Genomic DNA, 24,975 nt, shown 5'->3' with positions numbered 1-24,975 from the left:
CGCAAGAAATCACGGGTCTTTCGATGTCGCCAGCCGATACCAAAACCGTCGAAGCGCGCTGCGTCCGCCTCAATGCCAAGGCCGAGAACGCCGCGGCACTTGCGCCGGTGGTCGAGCCTCAGACGCTCACGCGCGGTCCGAACGATCTCCTGATCGAGGTGAGGGCCGCTGCCGTCAATCCATCCGACGTCAAAGCCGCAACGGGGTTGATGCCTTATGCTGTCTTCCCGCGTACGCCCGGCCGTGACTACGCCGGCGTGGTGATCGACGGGCCGGCCGGGACGATCGGGCGCGAGGTGTTCGGTTCCTCCGGCGATCTCGGCATCCGCCGCGACGGCACCCACGCAACCCATCTCGTGGTCGAAGCCGATGCCGTGGTGGAGAAGCCGAAGACGGTGTCCTGGGAGGAAGCTGCCGGCATCGGCGTGCCCTTCGTCACGGCCATGGAAGGCTTTCGTCGCGCCGGCATTCCAAAGCCCGGCGAGACCGTTCTGGTCTTCGGCGTCAACGGCAAGGTCGGCCAGGCCGCCGTGCAGATCGCGACTTGGCAGGGCGCGCGCGTGATCGGCGTGGTGCGCAAAGCGGAGGCCTATGAAGGCCACACCAACGCGTCGCTCGAGGTGATCGATGCTTCGACGACCGATGTCGCCACGCGCGTGCGCGATTTGACCGGCGGCAAAGGCGCGGACATCGTCTTCAACACGGTCGGCGACCCCTACTTCCAGGCGGCGCACAAGTCACTTGCCCTGCGCGGCCGCCAGATCCTGATCGCCGCGATCGACCGCATCGTGCAGTTCAACATTCTCGAGTTTTACCGTGGCCAGCACACCTACGTCGGTATCGACACGCTCGGCCTTTCGTCGGTTGCGACCGGTGCGGTGCTTCGTGATCTCGGCCCGGGCTTCGCAAGCGGGCATCTGAAACCGTTCCCGATCAAGGCGAGCGCTGTTTTTCCGCTGGAGCGCGCCAGGGATGCTTATGTCGCTGTCGCTGGGTCGTCGCGCGACCGAGTGATCCTGAAGCCGTAACACACACCGTCATTGCGAGCGCAGCGAAGCAATCCAGAAATGCACCCGCGGAGACAGACTGGATTGCTTCGCTCCGCTCGCAATGACGGAGATTGGCGAGAGTTCTGAGAACAACCGATGGAATCCACGCAACTCGTCATCCTCGCAGGGCTCGTCATCGGCCTGATCTATGGCGCTGTCGGCCTGCTCAGCGGCTTCTGCCTGATGAGCAGCATGCGTGGCTGGCTGGCGCAGAGCGACGGGCGGCTGGTGCGCACCTATGCGCTGGCGGTTGCCGTTGCGATTGCCGCCAGCCAATTGCTGGTGGGCAGCGGCACGGTCGATCTCGGCAAGTCGATCTATCTGCAACAGACGTTCTCCGCTCCGGTGCTGTTCCTCGGCGGCCTGCTGTTCGGCTACGGCATGGTGCTGTCGAATGGCTGCGGCTCGCGGGCGCTGGTGCTGCTCGGCCGCGGCAATCTCCGTTCCTTCGTCGTCGTGATCGTGCTTGCGATTGCCGCGCAGATGACGCTCAAGGGCCTGATTGCACCGGCGCGTATCGCGCTGGTTCAGGCTTCTCAAACCACCATCAACGCCAATTCGCTGCCGGCGCTGCTGGCAACGCTTGGCCCGGCTGAAGCTCTTTCGCGCGCGCTGGCCGCTGCCGCGCTTGTCGTCGGGCTGATCCTGTTTGCATTCGCGCATCCGGCATTTCGTCGCTCGCCGGGCCAGATCGCCGCGGGCGTCGTCGTCGGCCTGCTCGTCGCCGCCGGCTGGTTTGTCACCGGCTCTCTCGGCGCCGACGATTTCAATCCGGTGCCGGTGACTTCGCTCACCTTCATCGCGCCGATCGCCGATAGCCTGCAATACGCCATGCTCTCGACCGGTCTGACACTCAATTTCGGCATCGCGACGGTTGCTGGCGTTTTTGCGGGGAGCCTGGTCACCGCGCTCGCCACAGGTCGTTTCCATCTCGAAGGCTATTCCTCGCCCCGACACATGCTGCGTTCGGCCGGCGGCGCCGCGCTGATGGGAATCGGCGGCGTGATGGCGTTCGGCTGCTCGATCGGGCAGGGACTCACCGGCATGTCGACGCTGGGGCTGGGCTCATTCGTCGCGGTCACCGGCATCCTGCTCGGCACGACGGCAGGCCTGCGCGGTGCGTTGCGCGTTCAACCCTTCGAGGCGGTAACCGGGGCAGGTTCGCCGGCCGCTTGAATTACTCCACGGCCTTCGTCACGATGCGAATCTCCGAGGTCAGCGTCCGGTGCACCGGGCACTTGTCGGCAATCTCCATCAACCTGTTGCGCTGCTCGGCATCGAGCGCGCCCTCCATTGCAATGTCGCGATCGATCTGGTCGAGCATGCCCTCGCGCGTCTCGCATTCCGCACAGTCCTTGGCGTGGATCTTGGAATGCTTCAGCGTGACGGTGACGCGGTCGAGCGGCAACGATTTGCGGTCGGCATAGAGGCGCATGGTCATGGAGGTGCAGGCGCCGAGGCCTGCGAGCAGGAAATCATAGGGCCCGGGACCAGCGTCCTCGCCGCCGGCAGCCACAGGCTCGTCCGCCACCAGACGGTGCGGACCGACCGAGATGATCTGGTTGAACTTGCTCTTGCGGGTCTCCTGCACCACGACCTGGCGCGGCGTCTCGGGGAGATCCATCGCCTTCGCGGGCTTTGCGGTATCGATGTAGCGGCTGGCCCAGGCCGCGATCACATCGGCCGCATAGAGAGCGTCGGCAGGCCTGGTCAGCAGATGGTCGGCGTGGTCGAGGGAGACGAAGCTCTTGGAGTGCTTCGCCGACACGAAGATCTTGGTCGCATTGTCGATGCCGACGGTGTCGTCGACCGGGGAGTGCATCACCAGAAGCGCCTTGTGCAGGCCGGTGACGTCCTTCATCAACTCATGCTCGATGATGTCGTCGAGGAATTCACGTCTGATCCGAAACGGGCGGCCCGCCAGCGAGACTTCCACTTCGCCCTGCGCGCGGATGTTATTGATGTGCTCTTTGAATAGCCCGGTGACGTGGGCGGGATCGGACGGCGCCGCGATGGTCGCAACCGCCTTGGCTTCAGGGATATGTCCTGCTGCCGCGAGGATCGCGGCACCGCCGAGGCTATGGCCGATCAGGACGGACGGCGCCTTGCGCGTTGCGCGCAGATGATCGGCGGCGCGAACGAGATCGGTCACATTGGAGGAAAAGGTGGAATTGGCGAAATCGCCCTCGCTGGAGCCGAGCCCGGTGAAGTCGAACCGCAGCACTGCAATGCCCTTGGCCGCGAGCGCGACCGAGATACGCTTGGCGGCCAGCGTATCCTTGCCGCAGGTGAAGCAATGCGCGAACAGCGCGAAAGCCGCGGGCTCACCGTCCGGCAGTTCGAGCGCGGCCGAAAGCTGATGGCCGCCTTCACCCGTGAATTGAAAGCGTTCCGTCGGCATTGGACTTCCCCCGTCCTTTGTTGAACCTAATCGCCTGAATAGCGCTGCTCGGCCCAGGGATCGCCGCGGTTGTGATAGCCGCGGACTTCCCAGAAGCCCGGCGCGTCCTCAGTCAGGAATTCGATGGCCTGGAGCCATTTGGCACTCTTCCAAAAATACAGATGCGGCACGACCAGCCGCACCGGGCCGCCATGCTCGGCCGACAGCGGCTGGCCCGACCAGCTGTGGGCGAGCAAAGCGTCCTCGGCGGCGAAGTCATCCAGCGCGAGATTGGTGGTATAGCCATCATAGGAATGCAGCACGACGAAGCGAGCATCCTCGCGCGGCTGGCAGGCCGCGAGCAGCTCGCGCGTTGCGAGCCCTTCCCACTCATTATCGTAGCGTGACCAAGTCGTCACGCAGTGGATATCGGAGGTGAAGCGGGCCTGTTTCTGTGCGGTGAATTCGGCAAAGGTCCAGAACACGGGGGCATCGACCGCGCCATAGACGTCGAGGCGCCAGCGTTCACGCGACACCGGCGGCACGACGCCGAGATCGAGCACAGGCCAATCCTTGGTGAGGTGCTGGCCGGGCGGCAGCCTTTGGTCCTCCGGTCGCGTGATCTTTCCCGTGAGGAAGCGGCCCTCGCGCGCCCATTTCTCCTTGGTGCGCGTCAGCTTGCTGTCGGGCGGCTCGTTGTCATCAACCATGGCCTACTCGTGCCGATGCATTGCGGAGGCGTGCTTGGTGTCGCGCATGGTAGCATAGATGATCAGCGACAGGCAGATGATGCTGGCAAGATAGAAATAGAACCATTCCTCGTGCCCGATGCTCTTGAAATAGAGCGCGATCGCCGGCGCCGTGCCGCCGAAGATCGAGACCGTAATGGCATAGGGCAGACCGACGCCGAGCGCGCGGACATTAGTCGGGAATAGCTCGGCCTTCACCACCGCATTGATCGAGGTGTAGCCGGCGACGAACAGCCAGGCGGCACAGATCAGGATGAACGCCACGAAGGGCGACTTGGTCTCCTTCAGCGTCATCAGCAGCGGCACGGTCGCGAGCGTGCCGGCGATACCGAAGAAGATCAGCAGCGGCTTGCGTCCGATCCTGTCGGAGATCGCGCCGTAGATCGGCTGGAGGATGGTCGCGAAGATCAACGTGCCGAAGATCACGAAAGTGGTCTGGTCCTCGGTCAGACCGACCGAGAGCTTGACGAAGGTCTGCATGTAGGTGGTGAACGTATAGAACGCCGCAGTGCCGCCGGCGGTGAGGCCGACCACCAGCAAGAGCTCGCGTGGATAACGCAGCAGGTTGGTGATCGATCCGGTCGGCTTCACCACCTTCTTGGCCTCCTCGAACGCCTCGGTCTCGTGCAGGCCACGCCGCATCACCGCAGCGAAGATCGCAAGCGCCGCGCCGATTGCGAAGGGGATACGCCAACCCCAGTCCTTCAGCTCCGCCGGCGTGAGGAAGACTTTTTGCAGGAGCAGCAGCACGATGATTGCGGTGAGTTGGCCGCCGATCAGCGTCACGTACTGAAAGCTGGAATAGAAGCCGCGGTGCTTGGGGTCGGCGACTTCGCTGAGGTAAGTGGCACTGGCGCCATATTCGCCGCCGAGGCTCAAGCCCTCGATCACGCGGGCGAGCGCCAGGATCACCGGCGCCGCAAAGCCGATCGTGGCATAGGTCGGCGTCAGCGCGATGATCAGCGAGCCGAAGCACATGAACACGACGGACAGCGTCAGCGAGATGCGGCGGCCGAAATGGTCGGCGATATAGCCGAAGAACCAGCCGCCCAGGGGGCGCATCAGGAAGGTCGCCGCGAATACGACGGCGACGTTCAATTGCTGGACGACGGGGTCGTTACCAGGGAAGAACGCGGGAGCGAAGTAGAGCGCAAACGCCGTATAGGCGTAGAAATCGTACCACTCGACGAGATTGCCGATCGAGCCGATGAAGATCGCCTTGATCCGCCGCTCGGCGTCGGCGAGGTCAAAATACGCAGAGGCCGGGTTCGTTGCTTGCTCTGTCACGTCCGGCCTCTCCGTATCGTTGTTTGGAGAGGCCTACATCGCCTTTCCAAGCAGAAATGGCAACTGGCGGGGACCTCTCACCGTGCCTTGCGACCAGGTTACGGTGCCTGCCGGGTCGAGGGCGAAATCCGGAATCCGCTTCAGCCATTCCTCCAGCGCAACCTGCATTTCCATGCGCGCAAGGTTGGAACCGACGCAGCGATGGATGCCGAGGCCGAAAGCGGCGTGACGGTTCTCGCGGCGGTCGATCACGACTTTGTCAGCGTCCGGAAACATCTTGGGATCGCGGTTCGCGGCGGGGAAGGATAGCAGCACCATGTTGCCCGACTTCACCGGGCAGCCCGAAATAGTCGTGTCCTTGACCACCTCGCGCGCCATCGTCACCGGGGAATAGGCGCGCAGCAGCTCTTCCACTGCGGTTGGAATCAACCCGGGCTCAGCGATCAGCCGCTCGCGATCGGCGGGCATTTTCGCAAGATGCCAGAGCGAGGAACCGATCGCGCTCCAGGTGGTGTCGATGCCGGCGATCAAGAGCAGGCGCAGCGAGCCCAGCACGTGGGAGTCCTCGAGCGGATTGCCGTCCTTGTCCCTGGCGTTCATCAGGTAGGAGATCAGGTCGTCGGTCGGCTTCGTCTTGCGCGCCTCGATATGACCGCTGAAATAGGCGCTCATCTCCTGTACGGCCTGGAGCAGCTTGGTCTCGTCCTTGATGCCGAGCTCCAGGATCATGTGGATCCAGTTGACGAAAAGATCGCTGTCGCTTTCGGGAATGCCGAGCATGTGCGCGATCGCGCGCACCGGAATGTGCTTCGTGTAGCGCGCCGCGGCGTCCACGCTCTTCTCGGCGATGAAGTCGTCGATCAGCTCGTTGCAGATGGCGCGAACCCTCGGCTCGAGCTTCTTCATCGCGTCCGGCGTGAACGGCGGCAGCAGCAATTGCTTGGCTGGCTTGTGCACGGGCGGGTCGGAGGTGATCGGCGGGGCCGCATTCCTGGCGATCTCCGGGCGCACGTCGCGGACGATGATGCGGCGGGAGGAGAAATGCTCGGTGTCGTTGGCGATCTCGCGCACGGCTTCATAGGTCGTCGGCAGATAGCAGCCGAGGAAGCGTTCTGTATGCACGACCGGGCTTGCGGCGCGCAGTTCGTCCCAGATCGGGAAGGGGTCGTCCGTCCATTGCGGATCGGTGTGGTCGAAATCATGGACCCAGTCGGTCACGGGCGGATGAGCGGCGGGTTGGCTGACGTCGGACATCTCGGAATCCCCAGGGGCTCGTGTTCGCTGAAGGCACGCACGACGCGGAAAGCGCGCTACTCTTCGATCACATCGATTGCGATCTCCGGACAATTGGACTTGGCAAGCCAGGCTTTGTCTTCCAGTCCCGGCGAGACGGTGCCGTCTCCAGCTTCATGGGCGTTGCCGTATTCGTCGAGCTCGAACAGCTCCGGCGCGAGCGCCTTGCAGCGGGCGTGGCCCTGGCATTTGTCGGGATCGACGTGAACCTTCAGTCGCTCTGTCATTGCGGCTTCCTCGGTCGTGTGCGCGCGAGGCCCGAAGGCGGCGCGTTTCCTCATCTGCGTTCTATAAGTTATATCCTATTACATTCGCGGTAGGCTTCCCCTGTCAAGCGCAAACTTATAGGCTCGCCCCGACATGCGCTCACAACTCGCCCGCAAGCCCGAGAAGACCTACCACCATGGCGATCTTCGCGATGCCTTGATCAAGGCCGCGCTGCGCGAAGCGGAACGCGGCGGCGCCGAGGCGATCAGCATCAAGGCGCTGGCCAAGCAGCTCGGCGTCTCGCAGCCGGCGCCATATCGGCATTTTGCCGACCGCGAAGCCTTGCTTGCGGCGGTGACGGCGGAGGCGTTCCGGCAGCTCAGTGCAACCTTTCGGGCGGCGATGGCGAAACCGTCAGAGCAGTCGAAGCTGTCGCGGCTGGCGCAGGCAATGCTCGACTTCGGATTGCGCCGCAACGGCATCTATCGCCTGATGTTCGCCTCGCGCATCGTGTCCTGCGCCGCCAAGGGCAGCGAGCTGCATGAGGCCACGCGCGAGACGTTTGCGCTCGTGATCGAGGCCCTGGAGGTGCCTGCCGTCGGCTATTTGCGCGAACGGCAGGCCCTCAAGATCTGGGCGGCGCTGCACGGCGTGGTGATGCTGGCCGAGCAGGGCCTGTTCACCGGCGAGGCCGCACATGCCACGCGCGAGGACCTCGTCCAGGATTTCGTGAGCGAAACGAAGGCCGCGCTCGCAGTCGCGATCAAGGATGCCCGGCGAAAAAAGAACGGCGCTTAAGCCTTCGCCGTCAGCAGGCTCATCAGCTTCTCGACGGCGCTGTCCGGCGTCGTCACGACAGGGCGGCCGGTGGCTTCCGCAACCAGCGGCGCCGTTGCCGCGATGCTGAACTGGGCCAACGCGATAACATCGCAATCGCGCAAATCGCGCGAGGCCTCCACAATCAGCCGGTCGTGCGTGGCGCGGTCGCCGCGGTCGAGAGCGGCCAGCGCGCCCTCGGCAAGTTTCGGCACGATTTGGACGGACGCAGGAAATTCCGGCGGCATCGAGACCAGGGTCGGCGGGAAGGTCGAGAGCAGCCCGATGCGCTTACCCATGGTCACGGCACGTTCGATCATCGCCTCGTTCGGCTTCAGCACCGGCATCGGCGCATGCGCCCGCGCGACCGCATCGATGCAGGGACCGAAGGCCGAACAGGTGAACAAGATCCCGTCCGCCCCCGTCGCGACGGCGTAATCGCCGAGCGCCAGGAAGCGCTCGGTCATGGTGTCGGTGAGCGCGCCGTCGCGCGCCAGATCCGCGGATAGGCTGTCATCGAGCAGGTTCATCAGCCGCGCCTCGGGCCACGCCTGCGCGAACGCCGCCTCGATCGGGGCGATGGAGTGCTTGAGGGCGTGGATGAGGGCGATGCGCATGGGATGTCTCGTCTCCCTCGCCCCGCTTGCGGGGAGAGGGTGGGGTGAGAGGGAGTCTCCGCGGGGACGGTGAGAGTTGGACTCGCGGAAGCTCCCCCTCACCCGGCCGCTGCGCGGTCGACCTCTCCCAGCAGGCGGGGAGAGGTTAAGCACCGTCTACTTGAACGGCAGCGCGTACATCAAGCCGCCCTTGCTCCAGAGGCCGTTGAGGCCGCGATCGAGCTTGAGCGTGCTGGCCTTGCCGACGTTGCGCTCATAGATCTCGCCATAATTGCCGGTGGCCTTGATCGCCGTGACCAGCCATTTGTTGTCGAGCCCAAGCCGCGAGCCGAGGTCGCCGGAGGCACCGAGGAGCCGCTGGATCGCGGGCGTCTGCGACTTCGCCATCTCGTCAACATTGGCTTGCGTGACGCCGAGTTCTTCGGCCTCGATCAGACCGTAATGCAGCCAGGTGATGATGTCGCTCCAGACCTCGTCGCCATTGCGGGTGAAGGGGCCGAGCGGCTCCTTGCTGATGGTCTGCGACAGCACGACGTAGTCGGCCGGGTTCGGCGCCGCGGTCGTCACGGCACCAGCCAGCGCGGAGGCATCCTGGGTCATGGCATCGCAGCGGCCGCCGAAGAAGGTCTGATACATGGTGTCGATGCGGTCGAACACCAGCGGCTTCCAGTCGATGCCGTTGGCGCGGCCGTAATCACCCAGCGTGACCTCATGCGTGGTGCCTTGAGCCACGCAGACGGTGGCGCCCTTGAGGTCCTTCAGCTCCTTCACACCGAGATCTTTCTTCACGACAAAACCCTGGCCGTCGTAGAAGTTGATCGGACCTTGCCGCAGGCCCAGCGTCACGCCGCGCAAGTATGTCTGGGTCGAGTTGCGGTAGAGCACGTCGATCTCGCCCGATTGCAGCGCGGTGAAGCGGTTCTGCGCGGTCAGCGAGACGTAACGCACCTTGTTGGGATCACCGAGCACGCCGGCCGCGAGGGCGCGGCAATAGTCGACGTCGAGACCCTTGTAGTTGCCTTGCGAGTCCGGCGCGGAGAAGCCGGCAAAGCCGGCGCTGACGCCGCACACCAGCGTGCCGCGGCTCTTCACGGTGTCGAGCGTCGCGGCCGAAGCGACGACCGTCGATGCCGCGAGCACGCCCGCTGCGATAACCACTTTCCTCATCATGCTAGTCTCCCCTCAGTGATTGACACTACGCAACACGTTGTCGACGGCCGTGCCGAGCCTGTCGACGATCAGATCGATCTCGTCTGCGGAAGCGATATAGGGCGGCGCCAGCAGCACGTGGTCGCCGCGCACCCCGTCCACGGTGCCGCCGCCGGGATAGCAGCCGAGCCCGTTGGCGAGCGCCTCCGCCTTGATCTTCTGGTGCAGCTTGAGCGTTGGATCGAACGAGGTGCGACTGGCGCGATCGGCGACGAGCTCGATCGCCCAGAACAGCCCGCGGCCCCTGATGTCGCCGACATGGCGGTGATTACCGAAGCGTTCGGTCAGCCGTTGCTCGAGTTGTCGTCCGCGTTCCCTGACCTGATCGAGCAGGCCATCTTCGCGGATCACGTTTTGCACCGCGAGCGCGGCCGCGCAGGCGAGGGGATGCGCCAGATAGGTGTGACCGTGCTGGAACGCGCCGGAGCCGGCGCGGATCGTGTCGACGATCTTGCCGCTCGCGAGCATCGCGCCGATCGGCTGATAGCCGCCGCCGAGACCCTTCGCGATGGCCTGGATGTCGGGCGCGACACCTTCCTGCTCCCAGGCGTGCGTTGTGCCGGTGCGGCCCATGCCGCACATGACCTCGTCGAGGATGAGCAGCGCGCCGTGGCGGTCGCAGATCTCGCGCATGGCCTTGAAGTAGCCGTCGGGTGCAGTCACGGCGCCGGCGGTGGCGCCGACGACGGGCTCGGCGAGGAACGCCGCGACGGTGCCGGGGCCAAGCCGCTGAAACTCGGCCTCGAGCTCGGCGGCAAGGCGCGCGACGAACTGCGCATCCGACTCGCCCTCGCTCTTCTCGTGATAGGCGAAGGCCGGCGTCACGTGGCTGAATGCCGCCGAGAGTAGCGGAGCATAGGGCGCGCGCCGCCAGGCATTGCCGCCGGCGGCAAGCGCGCCCAGCGTGTTACCGTGATAGCTCTGTCGCCGCGCGATGAAGTGTTGCCGCTGCGGCTCGCCGCGCTCGATGAAATACTGCCGGGCGAGCTTGATGCTGGCCTCGATCGCCTCTGATCCGCCGCTGACGAAATAGGCGTAGGCGAGCCCGCCAGGCTCATGTCCGACCAGCACCTCAGCCAGTGCCTCGGCCGGCTCGGAGGAGAAGAACGCCGTATGAGCATAGGCAAGCGTCGCGGCCTGCTTCGCCATCGCCGCGATCACGCGCGGGTGCTGGTGCCCGAGGCAGGAGACCGCCGCGCCGCCGGAGGCATCGATGATGCACCGGCCGTCCTCGGCGAAGAGATAGACGCCTTCGCCGCCAATCGCCTTGGGCGGCGTTTCGCGCAACGAGCGGTGCAGCACGCGGCTGGTGCGAGCGGCCATGGGTCAACCTTTCTCTGGGACGTAAGTGGAGGTCGCAGCGAGCCGCGCCTCGGTACTTTCCAGACGCTTCTTCGCGGTAACGCCGCCGAGCGCGAACGTGACCGCCGCGAGCGATTGCGCGATCGCAATCGCGCCCGTGAGGCTAGGAAAGAAGCCCGGAGAGGAGGCCGCCTCGAACAGCAGCACGTGGTCGGCGCCCTCGGCCATTGGTGCCGAGAGGCTATCCGCGATGGCGATCAGTGTCGCGCCGGCGCGATAGGCCGCCTGTGCGACGCGGACGCTTGCATGCGTGTAGGGTAGGAAGCCGACGACGATGACGGCTTCCCCGGGCCGGAACGCGCCGAGATCGAGGTCGTCGGGCCCGGAAGCACCGACGAGCTGGACCTGCTCGGGCCGAAACAGTCGCAGCTCGTAGTTCAGCAATTCCGCGACGCTGCGGCAGCTGCGATAGCCGGCGATCCAGATCCGCTTGGCATCGTGCAGCGCGCGGGCAGCTTCTGCGATCGGGTGTGCCGGGATCCGCGGAAGGCCGGCGGCCTCGGCCTCGAGCTTGTCGGTGACGAGCGCGACATCGGCGTTCGGCCCGTGGCGACGGCCTCTTGCGCGGCCGGAGAAGGGCGCGGTCTGCGACGGTCGCCGCGCCTCGGTCAGCGCCGCGCGCAACGCCTCCCAGCCCGAATAGCCGATCGCCTTCGCAAGCCGCGTGAATGCAGCAGGATCGGCGCCGGCTTCCGCCGCGAGATCGCGCATCGAACGGGTGGTGGCGTCGTAGTCGTTGGCGGCGACGAAGCGTCCGACCTCCTGCAAGCGCATCGGGAGCGATGGCAATGCAATACGCAGCTCGCTCAACGGCGAGGATTTCGCGGGCTCGGCCATGAAACATTTGTTGCATGAATCGAAGTTTGGTGCAACAGTTGACGTGCGCTGCCGGAAATCGCTGCCCTTTGAGAAGGATTTTTGTGCCGTGACCTCAGATGCGCCGAGACCGCCGCCGCGCCGCCGCTTCTTCGGCGCCTTCGGGCGCCGCGAGCTGAAGGGCCTGTTCTGGCAGGTCCTGGTCGTCGGCATCGCGGTTGCGGTCGTCGCCTTCCTCTGGTCCAACACCGTCACCAACCTCTCGGCCCGCCGCATCACCACCGGTTTTGCCTTCCTCGGCCGCGAGGCCGGCATGCCGATCGCCGACAGTCTGCTCGCCTATAGTCCGAGAGACACTTACCTCTGGGCGTTCGTCGTCGGGGTCGCCAACACCTTGCGCGTTGCCGTGATCGGGATCGTGCTCGCGACGATTTTGGGCACGCTAATCGGCATTTCGCGATTGTCGGCGAACTGGCTGCTGTCACGGCTCGCCGCGGTCTATGTCGAGACGCTTCGCGATATCCCGCTGCTGCTTCAGCTCCTGTTCTGGTACGTGTTGATGCAGGCGCTGCCGGCCGCACGCGCTGCGTGGCGACCTGTCGAGGGTGTGTTCCTCTCCAATCGCGGCTTGATCCTGCCGGCGATCCCGTTCGGCCCGCCGCAGCTCGCGGTCCTCGGCACCGCGGTGCTGGGTTGCGCGGTGTTCTATGTCGTCCGGCGATGGCTGGTCGCGCAGCAGATGCGCGATGGCAAGCCGCGGCCAGCGTGGCCCTTTGCGGTTGCGCTGGTGATTGCGTTGCCGGCGCTGGTGTCTGTGCTGCTCGGCGTATCCTGGCGGATCGAATGGCCTCAGCTGCGCGGCTTCAACTTCGTCGGCGGGCTGACGCTGGCGCCGGAATATTTCGCGCTGCTGATCGCACTCGTCACCTACACCTCGGCCTTCATCGCCGAGATCGTGCGCAGCGGCATCCAGTCGGTGCCGCGGGGACAGTGGGACGCCGCCAACGCGCTCGGTCTGCGCCGCAGCTTCATGCTGCGGCAGATCATCTTGCCGCAGGCCCTACGCGTCATCGTGCCGCCGATGACGAGCCAGTACCTCAATCTGACAAAAAACTCTTCGCTCGCGGTCGCGATCGGCTACCAGGATGTCGTTTCGATCGCGAACACCACGCTGAACCAGACAGGTCAGGCGATCGAGGCGATCGCGTTGATTATGGCGGTATTCCTAACCATCAGTCTCGGCATCAGCTTCTTCATGAACTGGTATAATGCGCGCATCGCGCTGGTGGAGCGCTGAGGATGACGGCGATCAGCGATATGCCGGACGTGCCGCGGGCCGCTCGCCGCCCGCAAGTTGGTAATCCGATGGTGCGCTGGCTGCGCGCCAACTTGTTCTCGTCGATCCCGAACGGCATCCTCACGATCGTGCTGCTGGCAGTGCTCGCGAAGGGCGTGATCAGTTTCGTGCAATGGGGCATTGCCAGTGCAGTCTGGCTTACGCCGGTGAATGATTCCAGCGCTTGCCGCGCGGTGCGCGGCATCGGCGCCTGCTGGGCGGTCATTCCTGAAAAGTACCGCTTCATCCTGTTCGGCACCTATCCGTTCGACGAGCAGTGGCGGCCGGCGCTGTCGGTCGTGCTGTTCATCGCGCTGTTCTATCTCTCGACCCGCCGCGCCCTGTGGCGGCGCGAGCTCGTTTTCATCTGGATCGGTGCGCTCGCACTAATCAGCGTCCTGATGTGGGGCGGGGTGCTGGGACTCTCTTTCGTCTCGCAGGATCGCTGGGGCGGATTGCCGGTCACGCTGATCCTGGCGACGTTTGGACTCGCGTTCGGCTTTCCACTCGGCATCCTTGTCGCGCTCGGCAGGCGTTCAAAGCTTCCAGCGATCCGTTCGCTCAGTGTGCTCTATGTCGAGCTGATCCGCGGCGTGCCGCTGGTGAGCCTGTTGTTCATGGCCAGCGTGATGTTTCCGCTGTTCATGCCCAGTGGGTTCAACATCGACAAGCTCCTGCGCGCACAGATCGCGATCATTCTGTTCGCGGGCGCTTATCTTGCTGAAGTCATCCGCGGTGGCCTTCAGGCCGTGCCGCGAGGGCAGTATGAGGCCGCCGACGCGCTCGGGCTGTCCTACTGGCGCAAGAACCGGCTGATCATCCTGCCGCAGGCGATCCGCCACGTCATCCCGCCGCTGGTCAACACCTTCATCGCCTTCTTCAAGGACACCAGTCTCGTGCTGATCATCGGCATCTTCGACCTGCTGACGACGGCTAAGACCGCGATCATCGATCCCGCCTGGCAGCAGTTTTCCGTCGAGGTCTATATCTTCGTCGCCGCAATCTATTTTGTCTTTTGCTTTGCGATGTCGCGCTACAGCCGGAGTCTTGAGGCGACGAGCGGGAGGTGAGGTCTCGTGTCCCGGACAAGGTGCAGCGCGTCAGCGCTGCGCCGCAGAGCAGGGACCCAGGAGATGCACGGGAGGTCTCGGCGAGGTGGGCCCCGGCTCTGCAGCGCACCGCTGAAGGAGCGCTGCGCTGCGTCCGGGGCACGAGCGTGAGATTAATTCTTCACCCTCGGATCGATCGGTGTCGTGCCGCGCAGGCCCAATATATCCTCCAGCACTTTCGCGCCTGCGATCACTTGCGCATCCGCTCGTGGTGCGCCGACCACCTGCACGCCGACCGGCAGGCCTGACGCCGTGAAACCGCAGGGCAGCGACAGTGACGGGCAGCATGCGAGCGTGATGGCGTAGACGATGCCGAGCCATTCGACGTAATTGTCAAATCGCTTGCCCGCGCATTCGGCGACATAGCGATTTTCGACTGGGAAGGGCGGCACGATCGTGGTCGGCACCAGCAGGAGATCGTAGGTCCTAAAGAACTCGACCGCGCGCGCGGTCATGCCGACGCGCTGGGCCTCGGCACGTTCGAGCTGCTCGACGGTGAGCTTGAGGCCTTCCTCGATGTTCCAGATCACCTCGGGCTTGAGCAGGTCACGCTTGGTGCGGAGAAGTTGTGCCTTGCTGATCGCGAAGTCGAAGGCGCGCAGCACGTGGAAGCATTCGTGCGCCTCGCGCCAGTCCGGATGCGCCTCCTCGACGGTGACGCCGGCCTCGGCGAAGCGTTCAGCCGCCTTGCGTGTGATCGCCTTGACCTCGGGATCGACCGGCGTGATGCCGAGATCGGGCGAATAGGCGATGCGCCTCGGCTTCTTGCCGGACTGGGCAGCTGACAGGAACGAAGTCAGCGGCGCCGGCAGCGACAGCGGATCGGCGGCATAGTCGCCGCTCATGGCATCCAGCAGCAGTGCGAGATCCTCGACATTGCGGGCCATCGGGCCCTGCACGCCGAGATTGCGGTCGATGCCCGCCTTGGGCGTATGCGCGACGCGGCCGATGCTCGGCCGCATGCCGACGATGCCGCAGAAACTTGCCGGACTGCGCAGGCTGCCGCCCATGTCGGAGCCCTGCGCGAGCCAGGCCATGCCGGTGGTCAGCGCCACTGCCGCGCCGCCGGAGGAGCCGGCGGCAGATTTCGAAGTATCCCAGGGATTGAGGGTCGCACCGAACATCTCGTTGAAGGTGTTGGCGCCGGCGCCGAATTCCGGCGTGTTGGACTTGGCGTAGACCACCGCGCCATTGGCTTCGAGGTTCTCGACCATGAGGTCGGATTTCGCGGGGATGTTATCCTTGAAGATCGGCGAGCCCTGCGTGTTCAGCACGCCCGCAACGTCGGTCAGATCCTTGATCGGCACCGGCAGGCCCGCGAGCAGCCCGCGCGCGCCGGCCGGCTTCTGCATCAGCGCCTTGGCGTTATCCCGGGCGCGATCGAAGCACAGCGTCGGCAGCGCGTTGACCCTGCCATCGACCTCGCTGATGCGCTTCTCCACCATATCCAGCAGTTCAAGCGGCGAGACGTCGCCAGACCGCAATTTGTCGACGACGGCGCACGCGGTTTCGCGGATCAGCTCTTGAGACAACTATTTTACTCCTATGCTTGTACTTGGTGCCGTCATTGCGAGCGAAGCGAAGCAATCCAGTCTTTTCACCGCGGGGGCATTTCTGGATTGCTTCGCTTCGCTCGCAATGACGGGGATAGAGTTAGCCCCACCCGGCGCTGATGCCGCCATCGACGGTATAGATCACCCCCGACGTATAGCCCGAGCGATCCGACGCCAGGAACGCCATGAGATCACCGATCTCGCGCGCATGCGCAGGGCGGCCGAGCGGCAGGCTCTTCTGGAATTCCCTGTAGCGGCTCTCGTCGCCGAACTGGTGCTTTGCCCGCGTCTTGAGCAGGGTGACGTGGCGGTCGGTGCCGACAGGTCCGGGATTGATGCCGACCACGCGGATGTTGTCGGCGAGACTTTTTCCACCGAGCGCACGGGTGAAGGCCATCAGCGCGGCATTGCCGGCGCTGCCGCAGATGTAATTGGCATCGAATTTCTCGCCCGCCGCGCCGATGTCGTTAACGATCACGCCACCACCCTTGGCCTTCATCTGCGCGTAGATCTGCCGCGTGAGGTTGATGTAGCCGAACACTTTCAATTCCCAGGCGTGCCGCCAGGTCGCTTCGTCGATCTTGTCGATGGACCCGCCAGGGATGTCACCGGCATTGTTGACGAGGATGTCGATGTCCGCAGCCTCGTTGGCGAGCCGCGCGATGTCCTCGGCTTGGCGTAGATCGACGGCACTCGTCGCAGCATCAACCTGGTGCGCGGAGCGCAACCGCTCCGCCAGCGCCTTGAGCTGCTCGCCGCTGCGGGCAGCGAGCAGCAGATGCGCGCCTTCCTCGGCAAACGCCTCGGCGGCGGCCGCGCCGATGCCCTTGGATGCGCCCGTGATTAGGACGCGCTTGCCACGCAGATGCAGATCCATGAAGGGACTCGCAGGATAGGAACAGCATCAAATCAGTAGGCGCTCGGTCGCGCCATGGTCAACATTGCAGTGCAGCGTTGCACTGCCGCCGCGTTTGGTCCATTGCAGTGCGATCAAAAGGCGGCGGCTGCCGAACCAATCAAGGACGTTCTCGATGAGCAAGAAACAATACCGGATCGCGGTCATTCCCGGCGACGGCATCGGCAAGGAAGTGATGCCTGAGGGCCAGCGCGTTCTGGAGGCGGCGGCGAAGAAGCACGGGGTGTCCCTGCAATTCGACCATTTCGACTTCTCGTCCTGGGACTATTACGAGAAGCACGGCCAGATGATGCCGGATGACTGGAAGGAAAAGATCGGCAAGCACGATGCGATCTATTTCGGTGCGGTCGGTTGGCCGGCCAAGATTCCGGACCACGTCTCGCTGTGGGGCTCGTTGATCAAGTTTCGCCGCGAGTTCGACCAGTATGTGAACCTGCGCCCGGTGCGGCTGATGCCCGGCGTGCCGTCGCCGCTGGCGAACCGCAGGCCCGGCGACATCGATTTCTGGGTGGTGCGCGAGAACACGGAAGGCGAATATTCCTCCGTCGGCGGCCGCATGTTCCCGGACACCGACCGTGAGTTCGTGACGCAGCAGACGGTGATGACCCGTATCGGCGTCGACCGCATCCTGAAGTTCGCCTTCGAGCTTGCCCAGTCGCGGCCGAAGAAGCACTTGACGTCGGCGACGAAATCGAACGGCATCTCCATCACGATGCCCTATTGGGACGAACGCGTGGAGGCGATGGCCAAGAAGTTCCCGGGCGTGAAGTGGGACAAGTATCACATCGACATCCTGACCGCGAACTTCGTGCTGCATCCGGACTGGTTCGACGTCGTGGTCGGCTCCAATCTGTTCGGCGACATTCTCTCCGATCTTGGTCCGGCCTGCACCGGCACCATCGGCATCGCGCCGTCAGGCAATATCAATCCCGAGGGCGATTTCCCCTCGGTGTTCGAGCCGGTGCACGGCTCGGCGCCTGACATCGCGGGGCAGGGCATCGCCAACCCGATCGGCATGATCTGGTCGGGCGCGATGATGCTCGAGCATCTCGGCGAGAAGGAAGCCGGCAAGTCGATCGTCGACGCGATCGAGCGCACGCTCGCCGAACGCACGCTCCGGACCAAGGACCTCGGCGGTAACGCCGACACGACGGCCTGCGGCAAGGCCGTCGCGGAGATGGTCGACTAGCTCGGTGCTTCACCCTCTCCCCTTGTGGGAGAGGGTGGCTTCGATGCGGAGCATCGAGGCCGGGTGAGGGGTCTCTATCCGCGGAGACAGGCCTCTCATTTGAAGGACACCTCGTGGAGCGAACCCCTCATCCGGCGCCATAGCCGATGCGAAGCATCGGCGTTCCCAAGAACGGCGGCCGAAGGCCGCCTATGCCACCTTCTCCCACAAGGGGAGAAGGGAGGGCAGCGCGGAAAATGACTCTTCCATTCCCGCGCAGCAGATTACTTACCCCACGATCTTCTCGATCGCGGCCCGATCCAGCCCGAACCGCTTCCCGGCATCCAGAATTTCCTGCCAAGTGTTCGGATCGACCTGAATGCCTTCGGCCAGCCGCTGCTTCTTGATCTCGCGTTCGGGCTCGCCGGCAATCTTCACCTTGTCGACGCCGGGGGCGGGTGGCGAGCCGGTGTGCCAGGCGACGAAGCTCTCGACTTCGCGAGCGAGGTTCTCGCCGGTGCCGAGCTTGTTGGGATCGATGATGATCGAGAGCATGCCGTTGAGGACGCGGCGCTTGCCGTCGGCCGGACCCTTGACAACCTCGCCACCCGAGAGCGCGCCACCCAGGATTTCGCACACCAGTGCGAGGCCGGAGCCCTTGTGCTCGCCGAACGGCAGGATGGCGCCGTGCGGCGCGATCACGGTGTAACGCGGGTTCGTCGTTGGTTTTCCCTCGTTGTCGATGATGGTGCCAGGCTCGAGCGCGACGCCTTTGTTGTGAGCGACGCGGGTCTTGCCCTGCGCGATCTTGCTGGTGGCGAAGTCGAGCACGATCGGCTCGTGGCCCGCGCGCGGGATGCCGACGCAGAAGGGGTTGGTGCCGTGGCGCGCATCGCTGCCGCCCCAGGGCGCCACGATCGGGCGCGAGATCACGTTGACGAAGTGGATCGAGACCAGCCCGTGGTCGATGCACTGCTCGGCCCAGTGGCCGATGCGGCCGATATGGTGCGAGTTGGAGAGGCCGACGACGCAGACGCCGTTGCGCTTGGCGCGCTCGGCGCCGAGCTCCATCGCCTCATGACCCATCACCTGGCCGTAGCCGGTCAGGCCGTCGAGGGTCAGCAGGGGGCCAGTGTCCATCACGATCTTGACGTGCTGGTTGATGGCGAGACCGCCCTCGGCGACCGCCTCGGCATAGCGCGGAATCATGCCGACGCCGTGCGAGTCGTGGCCTTTCAGATTCGCTTCGACGAGGTTGGTGGAGACCAGCTCGGCTTCGCGATCGGTGGATCCGCCGGCCTTGGCGATGGCATAGATGACACTGGTGAGCGGCTCTGCCTTGATGGTGCGATAGTCGGCCATTTGTTATTGCTCTTATCCTCTTACGATCCGGCGGGGGGCGTAGGGCGGGTTAGGCGAAGCCGTAACCCACCTCTTCTGCCCCAGCGGAAATAGACAGTGGTGCGTTACGCTTCGCTAACCCACCCTACGAACTTACGATTCGGCGGCAGTGCTCCCACGCCGCTTCAATCAGGTTCTCGCTCGCCTCCGGCGTGCGGAAGGCGGAATGCGCCGACAATGTCACATTCGGCAATTTTGTCAGCGGATGATCGCCTGGCAGCGGCTCGATGTTGAAGACGTCGAGACCGGCATGGCGGATGTGGCCCGACTTCAGCGCGTCGATCATCGCAGCCTCGTCGACGATCGCGGCGCGGGCGGTGTTGATGAGGATGACGCCGCGCTTCATCGCAAGGATCTTCTCGCGCGTGATCATGCCGCGCGTCTCATCGTTGAGCAGCAGATGCAGCGACACGACGTCGCTCCTTGCCAGCACGGTGTCGAGATCGGTGAATTCCACGCCACGACAGCTCTTCGGCGAGCGGTTCCAGGCGATCACCTTCATGCCGCTGCCGGACGCAATGCGTGCAACTTCCGCGGCAATGCCGCCGAAGCCGATCAGTCCGAGCGTCTTGCCGGTGAGCTGCATGCCGTCCTCGCGCAGCCAGTTGCCGCCGCGCATCTCGCGATCCATCATCGCGATGAGGCGGGCGGAGGCCCACATCAGCGCGATCGCGGATTCCGCCACCGCCGTGTCGCCGTAGCCCTTGATCAGATGCACGGAGATGCCGAGTTCGGCCAGTTCCTCCGGATTCATGTAGCTGCGCGCGCCGGTGCCGAGGAACACGACGTGCTTCAGCCCGGCGCACTTCTTAGCGACGTCGGTCGGCAGCGCGGTGTGATCGACGATGGCGATCTCGGCGCCGTCGAGAATATCAGGGTACTGCTCGGGCTTGATGTCGGGATTCCGGTGGATCCGCACCTTGGGATCGCCCGGCTTCTCCAGCCGCTCCATGATCACGGCAAGAGTTTCATTGGCGTCGACGAAAACTCCGCGCATGGCTCTCTCCGGTCAGGACGCGACGCCGGCGATCGCCAGCACGGTATGCATGAGAACGTTGGTGCCCGCGGCGCAGTCGGGCTGCGTCGCGTCCTCCAGCTCGTTGTGGCTGATGCCGTCCTTGCAGGGCACGAACACCATTGCCGCCGGCATGACGGTGTTGAGGTTGCAGGCGTCGTGACCAGCTCCGGAGGTGATGCGGCGAGACGAATAGCCGAGCGTCTTCGCCGCGTTCTCGACCGCCGCAATCAGCTTGGGATCGAAATGCGTCGGCGGCTTGCGCCAGACCAGGTCGATCTTGACCTCGACCTTGCGGCGCGCGGCGATCTCGGCAATCGCGGCGCGCAAATCGCGATCGAGCGCGTCCATGATGGCGCCATCCGCGCTGCGGCAATCCATGGTGAAAGCGATCTCGCCGGGAATGACGTTGCGTGAGGGGTTTGCGATCACGGCCTCGCCGATGGTGCCGACCGCGTTCGGCCCGTGCTTCTTCGCGATCTCCTCCATCGCCAGCACGATCTCCGACAGTGTCGCCAGCGCATCACGCCGCAGCGGCATCGGGGTCGATCCCGCATGGCTCTCGAAGCCGCTGATCTTACCGTCGTACCACAGCACGCCCTGACCGGAATCGACCACGCCGATGGTCTTGCCTTCGGCCTCAAGGATCGGGCCCTGCTCGATGTGCAGCTCGACGAAGCAGCCAAGCTTCTGGAAACCGACCGGCTTGTCGCCGCGATAGCCGATGCTGTCGAGCGCCTGGCCGACGGTCGTGCCCTCGGCGTCCCTGCGCGACAAAATGTCATCGGTGGTGAAATCGCCGACGTAAGCCGCGGAGGCCATCATCGCCGGTGCGAAGCGCGAGCCTTCCTCATTGGTCCAGTTGACGACACAAATCGGCGCTTCGGTTTCGATGCCGGCATCGTTCAGCGTGCGGATCACTTCGAGTGCGCCGAGCGTACCCAGAATGCCGTCATACTTGCCGCCGGTCGGCTGCGTGTCGAGATGCGAGCCGATGCCGACGGGCGGCTTCGACATGTCGCGTCCCTTGCGCAGGCCGAACATCGAGCCGAGCGCATCGACATGCACCTCCAGGCCCGCGTCTTCGCAGGCCTTGCGGAACCAGTCGCGGACCTGCTTGTCCTCGGAGCTCAGCGTCAGCCGCCGCACGCCGCCCTTGACCGTCGCCCCGAACTGCGCGGTGTCGTGGATGGAGCCCCAGAGGCGGGCGGAATCGATCTGCAGGTTGGTGGCGGCTCGGCTCATGCGGTCAGTCTCTCAATTGTCCGGCGCCTTTTTCAATGACGCGCCAGCGTGGGCGCGTCAACCGTGAGGCTGCTCTGCGCAATTTGCCGTGCCAGCTCGGCAACGCGCTCGACGGCCACGACGTCGGGCGAGGCGAGCCAGCTCGCGGTGAAGGTCAGCGGCGCGATCGCGAGATCGGTGTCGAGCAGTTGCAGCCGCCCGTCGGCAAGCTCGTTCTCGACGATGGCGTCGGGGATCACGGCGATGCCGAGTCCTTCGACCGCCATGTGGATGACGGTGGCCAGCGAGGCGGAGGCGTGCAGCCGGATCGGCGGCAGCTCAGGCCGGTCGAACACCTCGCGCACGACCTCGTAAGGCTTGGTCTTGCGCGGGAAGGTGATGATCGGAAATCGCGCGAGCTCCGCCGGCGTCACCGGACCCTGGCCGAGGCCGAGCGAGGGGCTTGCGAGGAAGCCGATCGGATAATCGGCGAGCACGCGATTGTGCACGCCGGAAGCGGACAGCGGTCCCACCACAAACGCAAGCTCGATCTCCTGCGCGAGCAGGCGCGCGGTGAGGTTCGGCGTGATGTCAACCTCGATCTCCAGCGACAGGTTCGGATAGACCTCGTTCACGCTCTTCACCAGGCGCGGCAGCCAAGTGTGCACGATGGTCTCGGCGACGCCGAGGCGCATGACGCCGCGCATCGCCGAGCGGTCGCCGATCTCCGCCATCATCGCGGCACGCAGGCCGATCAGCTTCTCCGCATAGACCATCATCTGCCGGCCGCTCGGCGTCGGCGAAGCGACGCGATGATCGCGATTGAGGAGCTTCACGCCCATCTCGCGCTCGAGCTGGGCGATGCGCTGGGAGATCGCCGGCTGGGTGGTGTTGAGCCGTTGTGCAGCGCCCCGAAAGCTGCCGAGCTTCACAACCCAGAGGAATGTCTCGATCGACCTGAAGTCCAGCATTGGAAGGATTTTCCCAGTCGATAAATCAGATTTATCGAGATTGATTAGAAACGACGATTAGACTTTATAGCACGCTTGGTGTTGGCTTGTCTTTGTCGAGTTTATAGGCAGGTCGATCCCATGACTGTTTTGGTGGCAGCGCAGCAAACTGAAACGCCCGACATGCTCCCGAGCCGCAAGGCCCGGCTTGCCTATCGCGAAGGGCTGGTCGCCTCCACCGCCGGTGTCGCCCCCGGCTTCGTTCAGGGCAATCTGGCGATCCTGCCGGCGGAATATGCCAGTGCCTTCCACCGCTTCTGCCAGCTAAATCCGAAGCCGTGCCCGATCATCGGCATGTCCGACGTCGGCAGCCCTTACATCCCTTCGCTCGGCGCCGATCTCGACATCCGCACCGACGTTCCGCGCTATCGCGTCTGGCGCGACGGCGAGGTCGTGGACGAACCGACCGACGTGACGAAGCATTGGCGCGACGATCTCGTCACCTTTGTGCTCGGCTGCTCCTTCTCGTTCGAAGAGGCCCTGCTCGAGGAGGGAATGCCGATCCGCCACATCGAGAAGAACGTGCGCGTGCCGATGTACCGCACCAACATCGCCTGCGGCGAGGCCGGACCGTTTGCCGGCCCGATGGTGGTGTCGATGCGTCCGTTCAAGCCGGCGGATGCGATCCGCGCGGTGCAGATCACCTCGCGCTATCCCGCCGTGCACGGCGCGCCGGTACATCTCGGCCATCCGCATCTGATCGGCATCAAGGATATTGCCAAGCCAGACTACGGCGATCCCGTGCCGGTCGCCGATGAAGAGATTCCGGTGTTCTGGGCCTGTGGCGTCACGCCGCAATCCGTCATCAACGCCGCAAAGCTGCCGTTCGCGATCACGCATTCGCCCGGCCTGATGCTGGTGACGGATCTCAAGAACAGGACCATGGCCGTGATTTAGCAGGCAGCGTTTGCTGCTTGTTCGGGCTTTACCGCAGCCATCAATCACTTCATTCGATCAGCCGAAATTCAGTAACAGGGGACTTTGCCATGACGATCTCTCGCCGCGACGTGTTGTTGGGAGCTACCGCTACAGCTGCGCTGGTGCCGCTGGCCGCGCGCGCACAGACTTCGGAAGTCGTGATCGGCGTGATCTATCCGTTCTCCGGCGGCAGCGCACAGCAGGGCGTCGATGCGCAGAAGGCCTATGAGACCGCGCTCGAGGTGATCAACAAGGACACCGATTTCGACCTGCCGCTGGCGAAAGGTGAGGGCCTGCCGGGCCTCGGCGGCGCAAAAGTGCGCCTCGTGTTCGCCGACCATCAGGCCGATCCGCAGAAGGGCCGCGCCGAGGCCGAGCGCCTGATCACGCAGGAGAAGGTCGCCGCCATCATCGGCACCTATCAGAGCGCGGTCGCCGTCACCGTCAGCCAGATCTGCGAACGCTACCAGATCCCGTTCGTCTCCGCCGACAATTCCTCGCCGAGCCTGCATCGCCGCGGCCTGAAATACTATTTCCGCGCCGCGCCGCATGACGAGATGTACTCGGCCGCGATGTTCGACTTCTTCGATGCCATGAAGAAGAAGGGCACCAAGATCGAGACGCTATCGCTGTTCCACGAGGACACTATCTTCGGCACCGATTCCGGCAACGCCCAGGCCAAGATCGCCGGCGAGCGCGGCTACAAGATCGTCACCGACATCAAGTATCGCGCCAACTCGCCGTCGCTCTCGGCCGAGGTGCAGCAGCTCAAGACCGCCAATGCCGACGTGCTGATGCCCTCGAGCTACACCACCGACGGCATCCTCCTGGTCAAGACCATGGCCGAGCTCGGTTACAAGCCGAACGCGATCGTGGCGCAGGACGCCGGCTTCTCGGAGAAGGCGCTCTATGATGCCGTCGGTGACAAGCTCGAAGGCGTGATCTCGCGCGGCACCTTCTCGCTCGACCTCGCGCAGAAGCGCCCGATGGTCGGCAAGATCAACGCGATGTTCAAGGCGCGGTCGGGCAAGGACTTCAACGACCTCACCTCGCGCCAGTTCATGGGCCTGATCATCCTCGCCGACGCCATCAGCCGCGCCAAGTCGACCGACGGCGAGAAGATCCGCGATGCGCTGGCGGCGACAGACATCCCCGGCGAGCAGACCATCATGCCCTGGAAGCGCGTCAAGTTCGACGAGGCGGGCCAGAACAACGATGCCGACCCGGTGCTGCTCCAATATGTCGGCGGCAAGTTCGTCACCATCTTCCCGCCGCAGGCCGCGATCGCCGAGGCGATCTGGCCGATGAAGTAAGCGGGACGCAGCGCCGGGGCAGGGAACCAAGCACTGTGAGAGCCGAGAAAATCGAGCCGCTAACCGCATTCTCCGTCATTGCGAGTGAAGCGAAGCAATCCAGGAATGAATCCGCGGAGACAATCTGGATTGCTTCGTCGCATCAGCACAAAATTGCTTCGCAATTTTGTCCCGAGCTCCTCGCAATGACGGAGCCCTACCGTGACGTTTTTCTGGTGGAGGCAAAG

24 protein-coding genes are annotated in these 24,975 nt (G+C 64.5%); 8 read left to right on the top strand and 16 right to left on the bottom strand.

What is annotated here, in order from left to right; genetic code table 11:
* The first annotated feature begins 23 nt into the window (after positions 1-23).
* Both ACNJX8_RS28675 and ACNJX8_RS28670 read left to right on the top strand, forming a co-directional pair.
* On the top strand, positions 24-1,028 hold the full coding sequence (locus ACNJX8_RS28675) for a quinone oxidoreductase family protein (RefSeq protein WP_439357545.1): 1,005 nt from the start codon (positions 24-26) through the stop codon (positions 1,026-1,028).
* Positions 1,029-1,145: 117 nt separating this feature from the next.
* A complete protein-coding gene (locus ACNJX8_RS28670; RefSeq protein ID WP_439357544.1) occupies positions 1,146-2,225 on the top strand; it encodes a YeeE/YedE family protein in 1,080 nt (359 codons plus the stop codon).
* A 1-nt stretch (position 2,226) separates the two neighbouring features.
* Here the strand turns inward: ACNJX8_RS28670 and ACNJX8_RS28665 are convergent, their stop codons facing one another.
* Genes ACNJX8_RS28665 through ACNJX8_RS28645 form a run of 5 tightly spaced genes read right to left on the bottom strand, consistent with a single transcriptional unit; the run spans position 2,227 to position 6,985 of the window.
* Entirely contained in the window at positions 2,227-3,450 is a 1,224-nt protein-coding gene (locus tag ACNJX8_RS28665; protein WP_439357543.1) for a bifunctional alpha/beta hydrolase/OsmC family protein, read from the bottom strand.
* A gap of 26 nt (positions 3,451-3,476) precedes the next feature.
* Entirely contained in the window at positions 3,477-4,139 is a 663-nt protein-coding gene (locus ACNJX8_RS28660; protein WP_439357542.1) for a sulfite oxidase-like oxidoreductase, read from the bottom strand.
* 3 nt (positions 4,140-4,142) lie between these two features.
* On the bottom strand, positions 4,143-5,465 hold the full coding sequence (locus ACNJX8_RS28655) for an MFS transporter (protein WP_128935088.1): 1,323 nt from the start codon (positions 5,463-5,465) through the stop codon (positions 4,143-4,145).
* Positions 5,466-5,498: 33 nt separating this feature from the next.
* Positions 5,499-6,719 carry a cytochrome P450 gene (locus ACNJX8_RS28650; RefSeq protein WP_439357541.1) on the bottom strand — a complete coding sequence of 407 codons (1,221 nt, stop codon included), beginning with the start codon at positions 6,717-6,719 and terminating at the stop codon, positions 5,499-5,501.
* A gap of 56 nt (positions 6,720-6,775) precedes the next feature.
* Positions 6,776-6,985, bottom strand: a complete 210-nt coding sequence (locus tag ACNJX8_RS28645) for a ferredoxin (protein ID WP_439357540.1) — start codon at positions 6,983-6,985, stop codon at positions 6,776-6,778.
* A gap of 133 nt (positions 6,986-7,118) precedes the next feature.
* Between ACNJX8_RS28645 and ACNJX8_RS28640 the strand changes: the two genes are divergently transcribed.
* Positions 7,119-7,763, top strand: coding sequence for a TetR/AcrR family transcriptional regulator (locus ACNJX8_RS28640; RefSeq protein WP_128944882.1), 645 nt, complete (start codon positions 7,119-7,121; stop codon positions 7,761-7,763).
* Here the strand turns inward: ACNJX8_RS28640 and ACNJX8_RS28635 are convergent.
* The 4 genes from ACNJX8_RS28635 to ACNJX8_RS28620 form a co-directional block, all read right to left on the bottom strand.
* Positions 7,760-8,398: an aspartate/glutamate racemase family protein gene (locus ACNJX8_RS28635; RefSeq protein ID WP_439357539.1), complete on the bottom strand. Its 639-nt coding sequence runs from the start codon at positions 8,396-8,398 to the stop codon at positions 7,760-7,762. The genes ACNJX8_RS28640 and ACNJX8_RS28635 overlap by 4 nt on opposite strands.
* A 156-nt stretch (positions 8,399-8,554) precedes the next feature.
* Positions 8,555-9,568, bottom strand: coding sequence for an amino acid ABC transporter substrate-binding protein (locus ACNJX8_RS28630; protein ID WP_091895341.1), 1,014 nt, complete (start codon positions 9,566-9,568; stop codon positions 8,555-8,557).
* 12 nt (positions 9,569-9,580) lie between these two features.
* On the bottom strand, positions 9,581-10,930 hold the full coding sequence (locus ACNJX8_RS28625; protein WP_439357538.1) for an aspartate aminotransferase family protein: 1,350 nt from the start codon (positions 10,928-10,930) through the stop codon (positions 9,581-9,583).
* Between the two features lie 3 nt (positions 10,931-10,933).
* Complete coding sequence (locus ACNJX8_RS28620) at positions 10,934-11,806, bottom strand: MurR/RpiR family transcriptional regulator (RefSeq protein WP_249760490.1); 873 nt, start codon at positions 11,804-11,806, stop codon at positions 10,934-10,936.
* A gap of 88 nt (positions 11,807-11,894) precedes the next feature.
* Here ACNJX8_RS28620 and ACNJX8_RS28615 point away from each other — a divergent pair, with 88 nt between their 5' ends.
* Both ACNJX8_RS28615 and ACNJX8_RS28610 read left to right on the top strand, forming a co-directional pair.
* Positions 11,895-13,082, top strand: a complete 1,188-nt coding sequence (locus ACNJX8_RS28615; protein ID WP_128944877.1) for an amino acid ABC transporter permease — start codon at positions 11,895-11,897, stop codon at positions 13,080-13,082.
* Between the two features lie 2 nt (positions 13,083-13,084).
* A complete protein-coding gene (locus ACNJX8_RS28610) occupies positions 13,085-14,191 on the top strand; it encodes an amino acid ABC transporter permease (RefSeq protein ID WP_128935080.1) in 1,107 nt (368 codons plus the stop codon).
* A gap of 152 nt (positions 14,192-14,343) precedes the next feature.
* On the opposite strand, the gene ACNJX8_RS28605 is transcribed toward ACNJX8_RS28610, so the two are convergent.
* From ACNJX8_RS28605 to ACNJX8_RS28595, 3 genes are all read right to left on the bottom strand, one after another.
* Positions 14,344-15,762, bottom strand: coding sequence for an amidase (locus tag ACNJX8_RS28605; RefSeq protein ID WP_439357537.1), 1,419 nt, complete (start codon positions 15,760-15,762; stop codon positions 14,344-14,346).
* Positions 15,763-15,883: 121 nt separating this feature from the next.
* Complete coding sequence (locus tag ACNJX8_RS28600; RefSeq protein WP_439357536.1) at positions 15,884-16,660, bottom strand: SDR family oxidoreductase; 777 nt, start codon at positions 16,658-16,660, stop codon at positions 15,884-15,886.
* 27 nt (positions 16,661-16,687) lie between these two features.
* Positions 16,688-16,822: a hypothetical protein gene (locus tag ACNJX8_RS28595; protein WP_276484778.1), complete on the bottom strand. Its 135-nt coding sequence runs from the start codon at positions 16,820-16,822 to the stop codon at positions 16,688-16,690.
* On the opposite strand from ACNJX8_RS28595, the gene ACNJX8_RS28590 reads away from it, so the two are divergent.
* Positions 16,815-17,888, top strand: coding sequence for a tartrate dehydrogenase (locus tag ACNJX8_RS28590; RefSeq protein WP_439357535.1), 1,074 nt, complete (start codon positions 16,815-16,817; stop codon positions 17,886-17,888). The two genes, ACNJX8_RS28595 and ACNJX8_RS28590, sit on opposite strands and share 8 nt — an antisense overlap.
* 267 nt (positions 17,889-18,155) lie before the next feature.
* On the opposite strand, the gene ACNJX8_RS28585 is transcribed toward ACNJX8_RS28590, so the two are convergent.
* The 4 genes from ACNJX8_RS28585 to ACNJX8_RS28570 all read right to left on the bottom strand — a co-directional run bounded on the left by ACNJX8_RS28585 (position 18,156) and on the right by ACNJX8_RS28570 (position 22,478).
* Complete coding sequence (locus ACNJX8_RS28585) at positions 18,156-19,229, bottom strand: malate/lactate/ureidoglycolate dehydrogenase (protein ID WP_439357534.1); 1,074 nt, start codon at positions 19,227-19,229, stop codon at positions 18,156-18,158.
* A 124-nt stretch (positions 19,230-19,353) separates the two neighbouring features.
* Complete coding sequence (locus tag ACNJX8_RS28580; protein WP_439357533.1) at positions 19,354-20,265, bottom strand: NAD(P)-dependent oxidoreductase; 912 nt, start codon at positions 20,263-20,265, stop codon at positions 19,354-19,356.
* A gap of 12 nt (positions 20,266-20,277) precedes the next feature.
* Positions 20,278-21,528 (bottom strand): Zn-dependent hydrolase, encoded by a 1,251-nt coding sequence (locus ACNJX8_RS28575; RefSeq protein ID WP_439357532.1) that lies wholly within the window; start codon positions 21,526-21,528, stop codon positions 20,278-20,280.
* Positions 21,529-21,560: 32 nt separating this feature from the next.
* Positions 21,561-22,478, bottom strand: coding sequence for a LysR family transcriptional regulator (locus ACNJX8_RS28570; protein WP_128935073.1), 918 nt, complete (start codon positions 22,476-22,478; stop codon positions 21,561-21,563).
* A gap of 120 nt (positions 22,479-22,598) precedes the next feature.
* Between ACNJX8_RS28570 and ACNJX8_RS28565 the strand changes: the two genes are divergently transcribed.
* The gene (locus tag ACNJX8_RS28565; protein WP_439357531.1) at positions 22,599-23,414 is read left to right on the top strand and encodes a putative hydro-lyase; all 816 of its coding nucleotides are present in this window, start codon (positions 22,599-22,601) and stop codon (positions 23,412-23,414) included.
* Between the two features lie 89 nt (positions 23,415-23,503).
* Positions 23,504-24,748, top strand: a complete 1,245-nt coding sequence (locus ACNJX8_RS28560) for an ABC transporter substrate-binding protein (protein WP_128935071.1) — start codon at positions 23,504-23,506, stop codon at positions 24,746-24,748.
* Positions 24,749-24,975 lie beyond the last annotated feature (227 nt).

This window comes from Bradyrhizobium sp. SPXBL-04 (assembly GCF_051853035.1).
GTDB lineage: Bacteria > Pseudomonadota > Alphaproteobacteria > Rhizobiales > Xanthobacteraceae > Bradyrhizobium > Bradyrhizobium zhanjiangense.
This window is presented reverse-complemented; position numbering and strand designations above follow the sequence as displayed.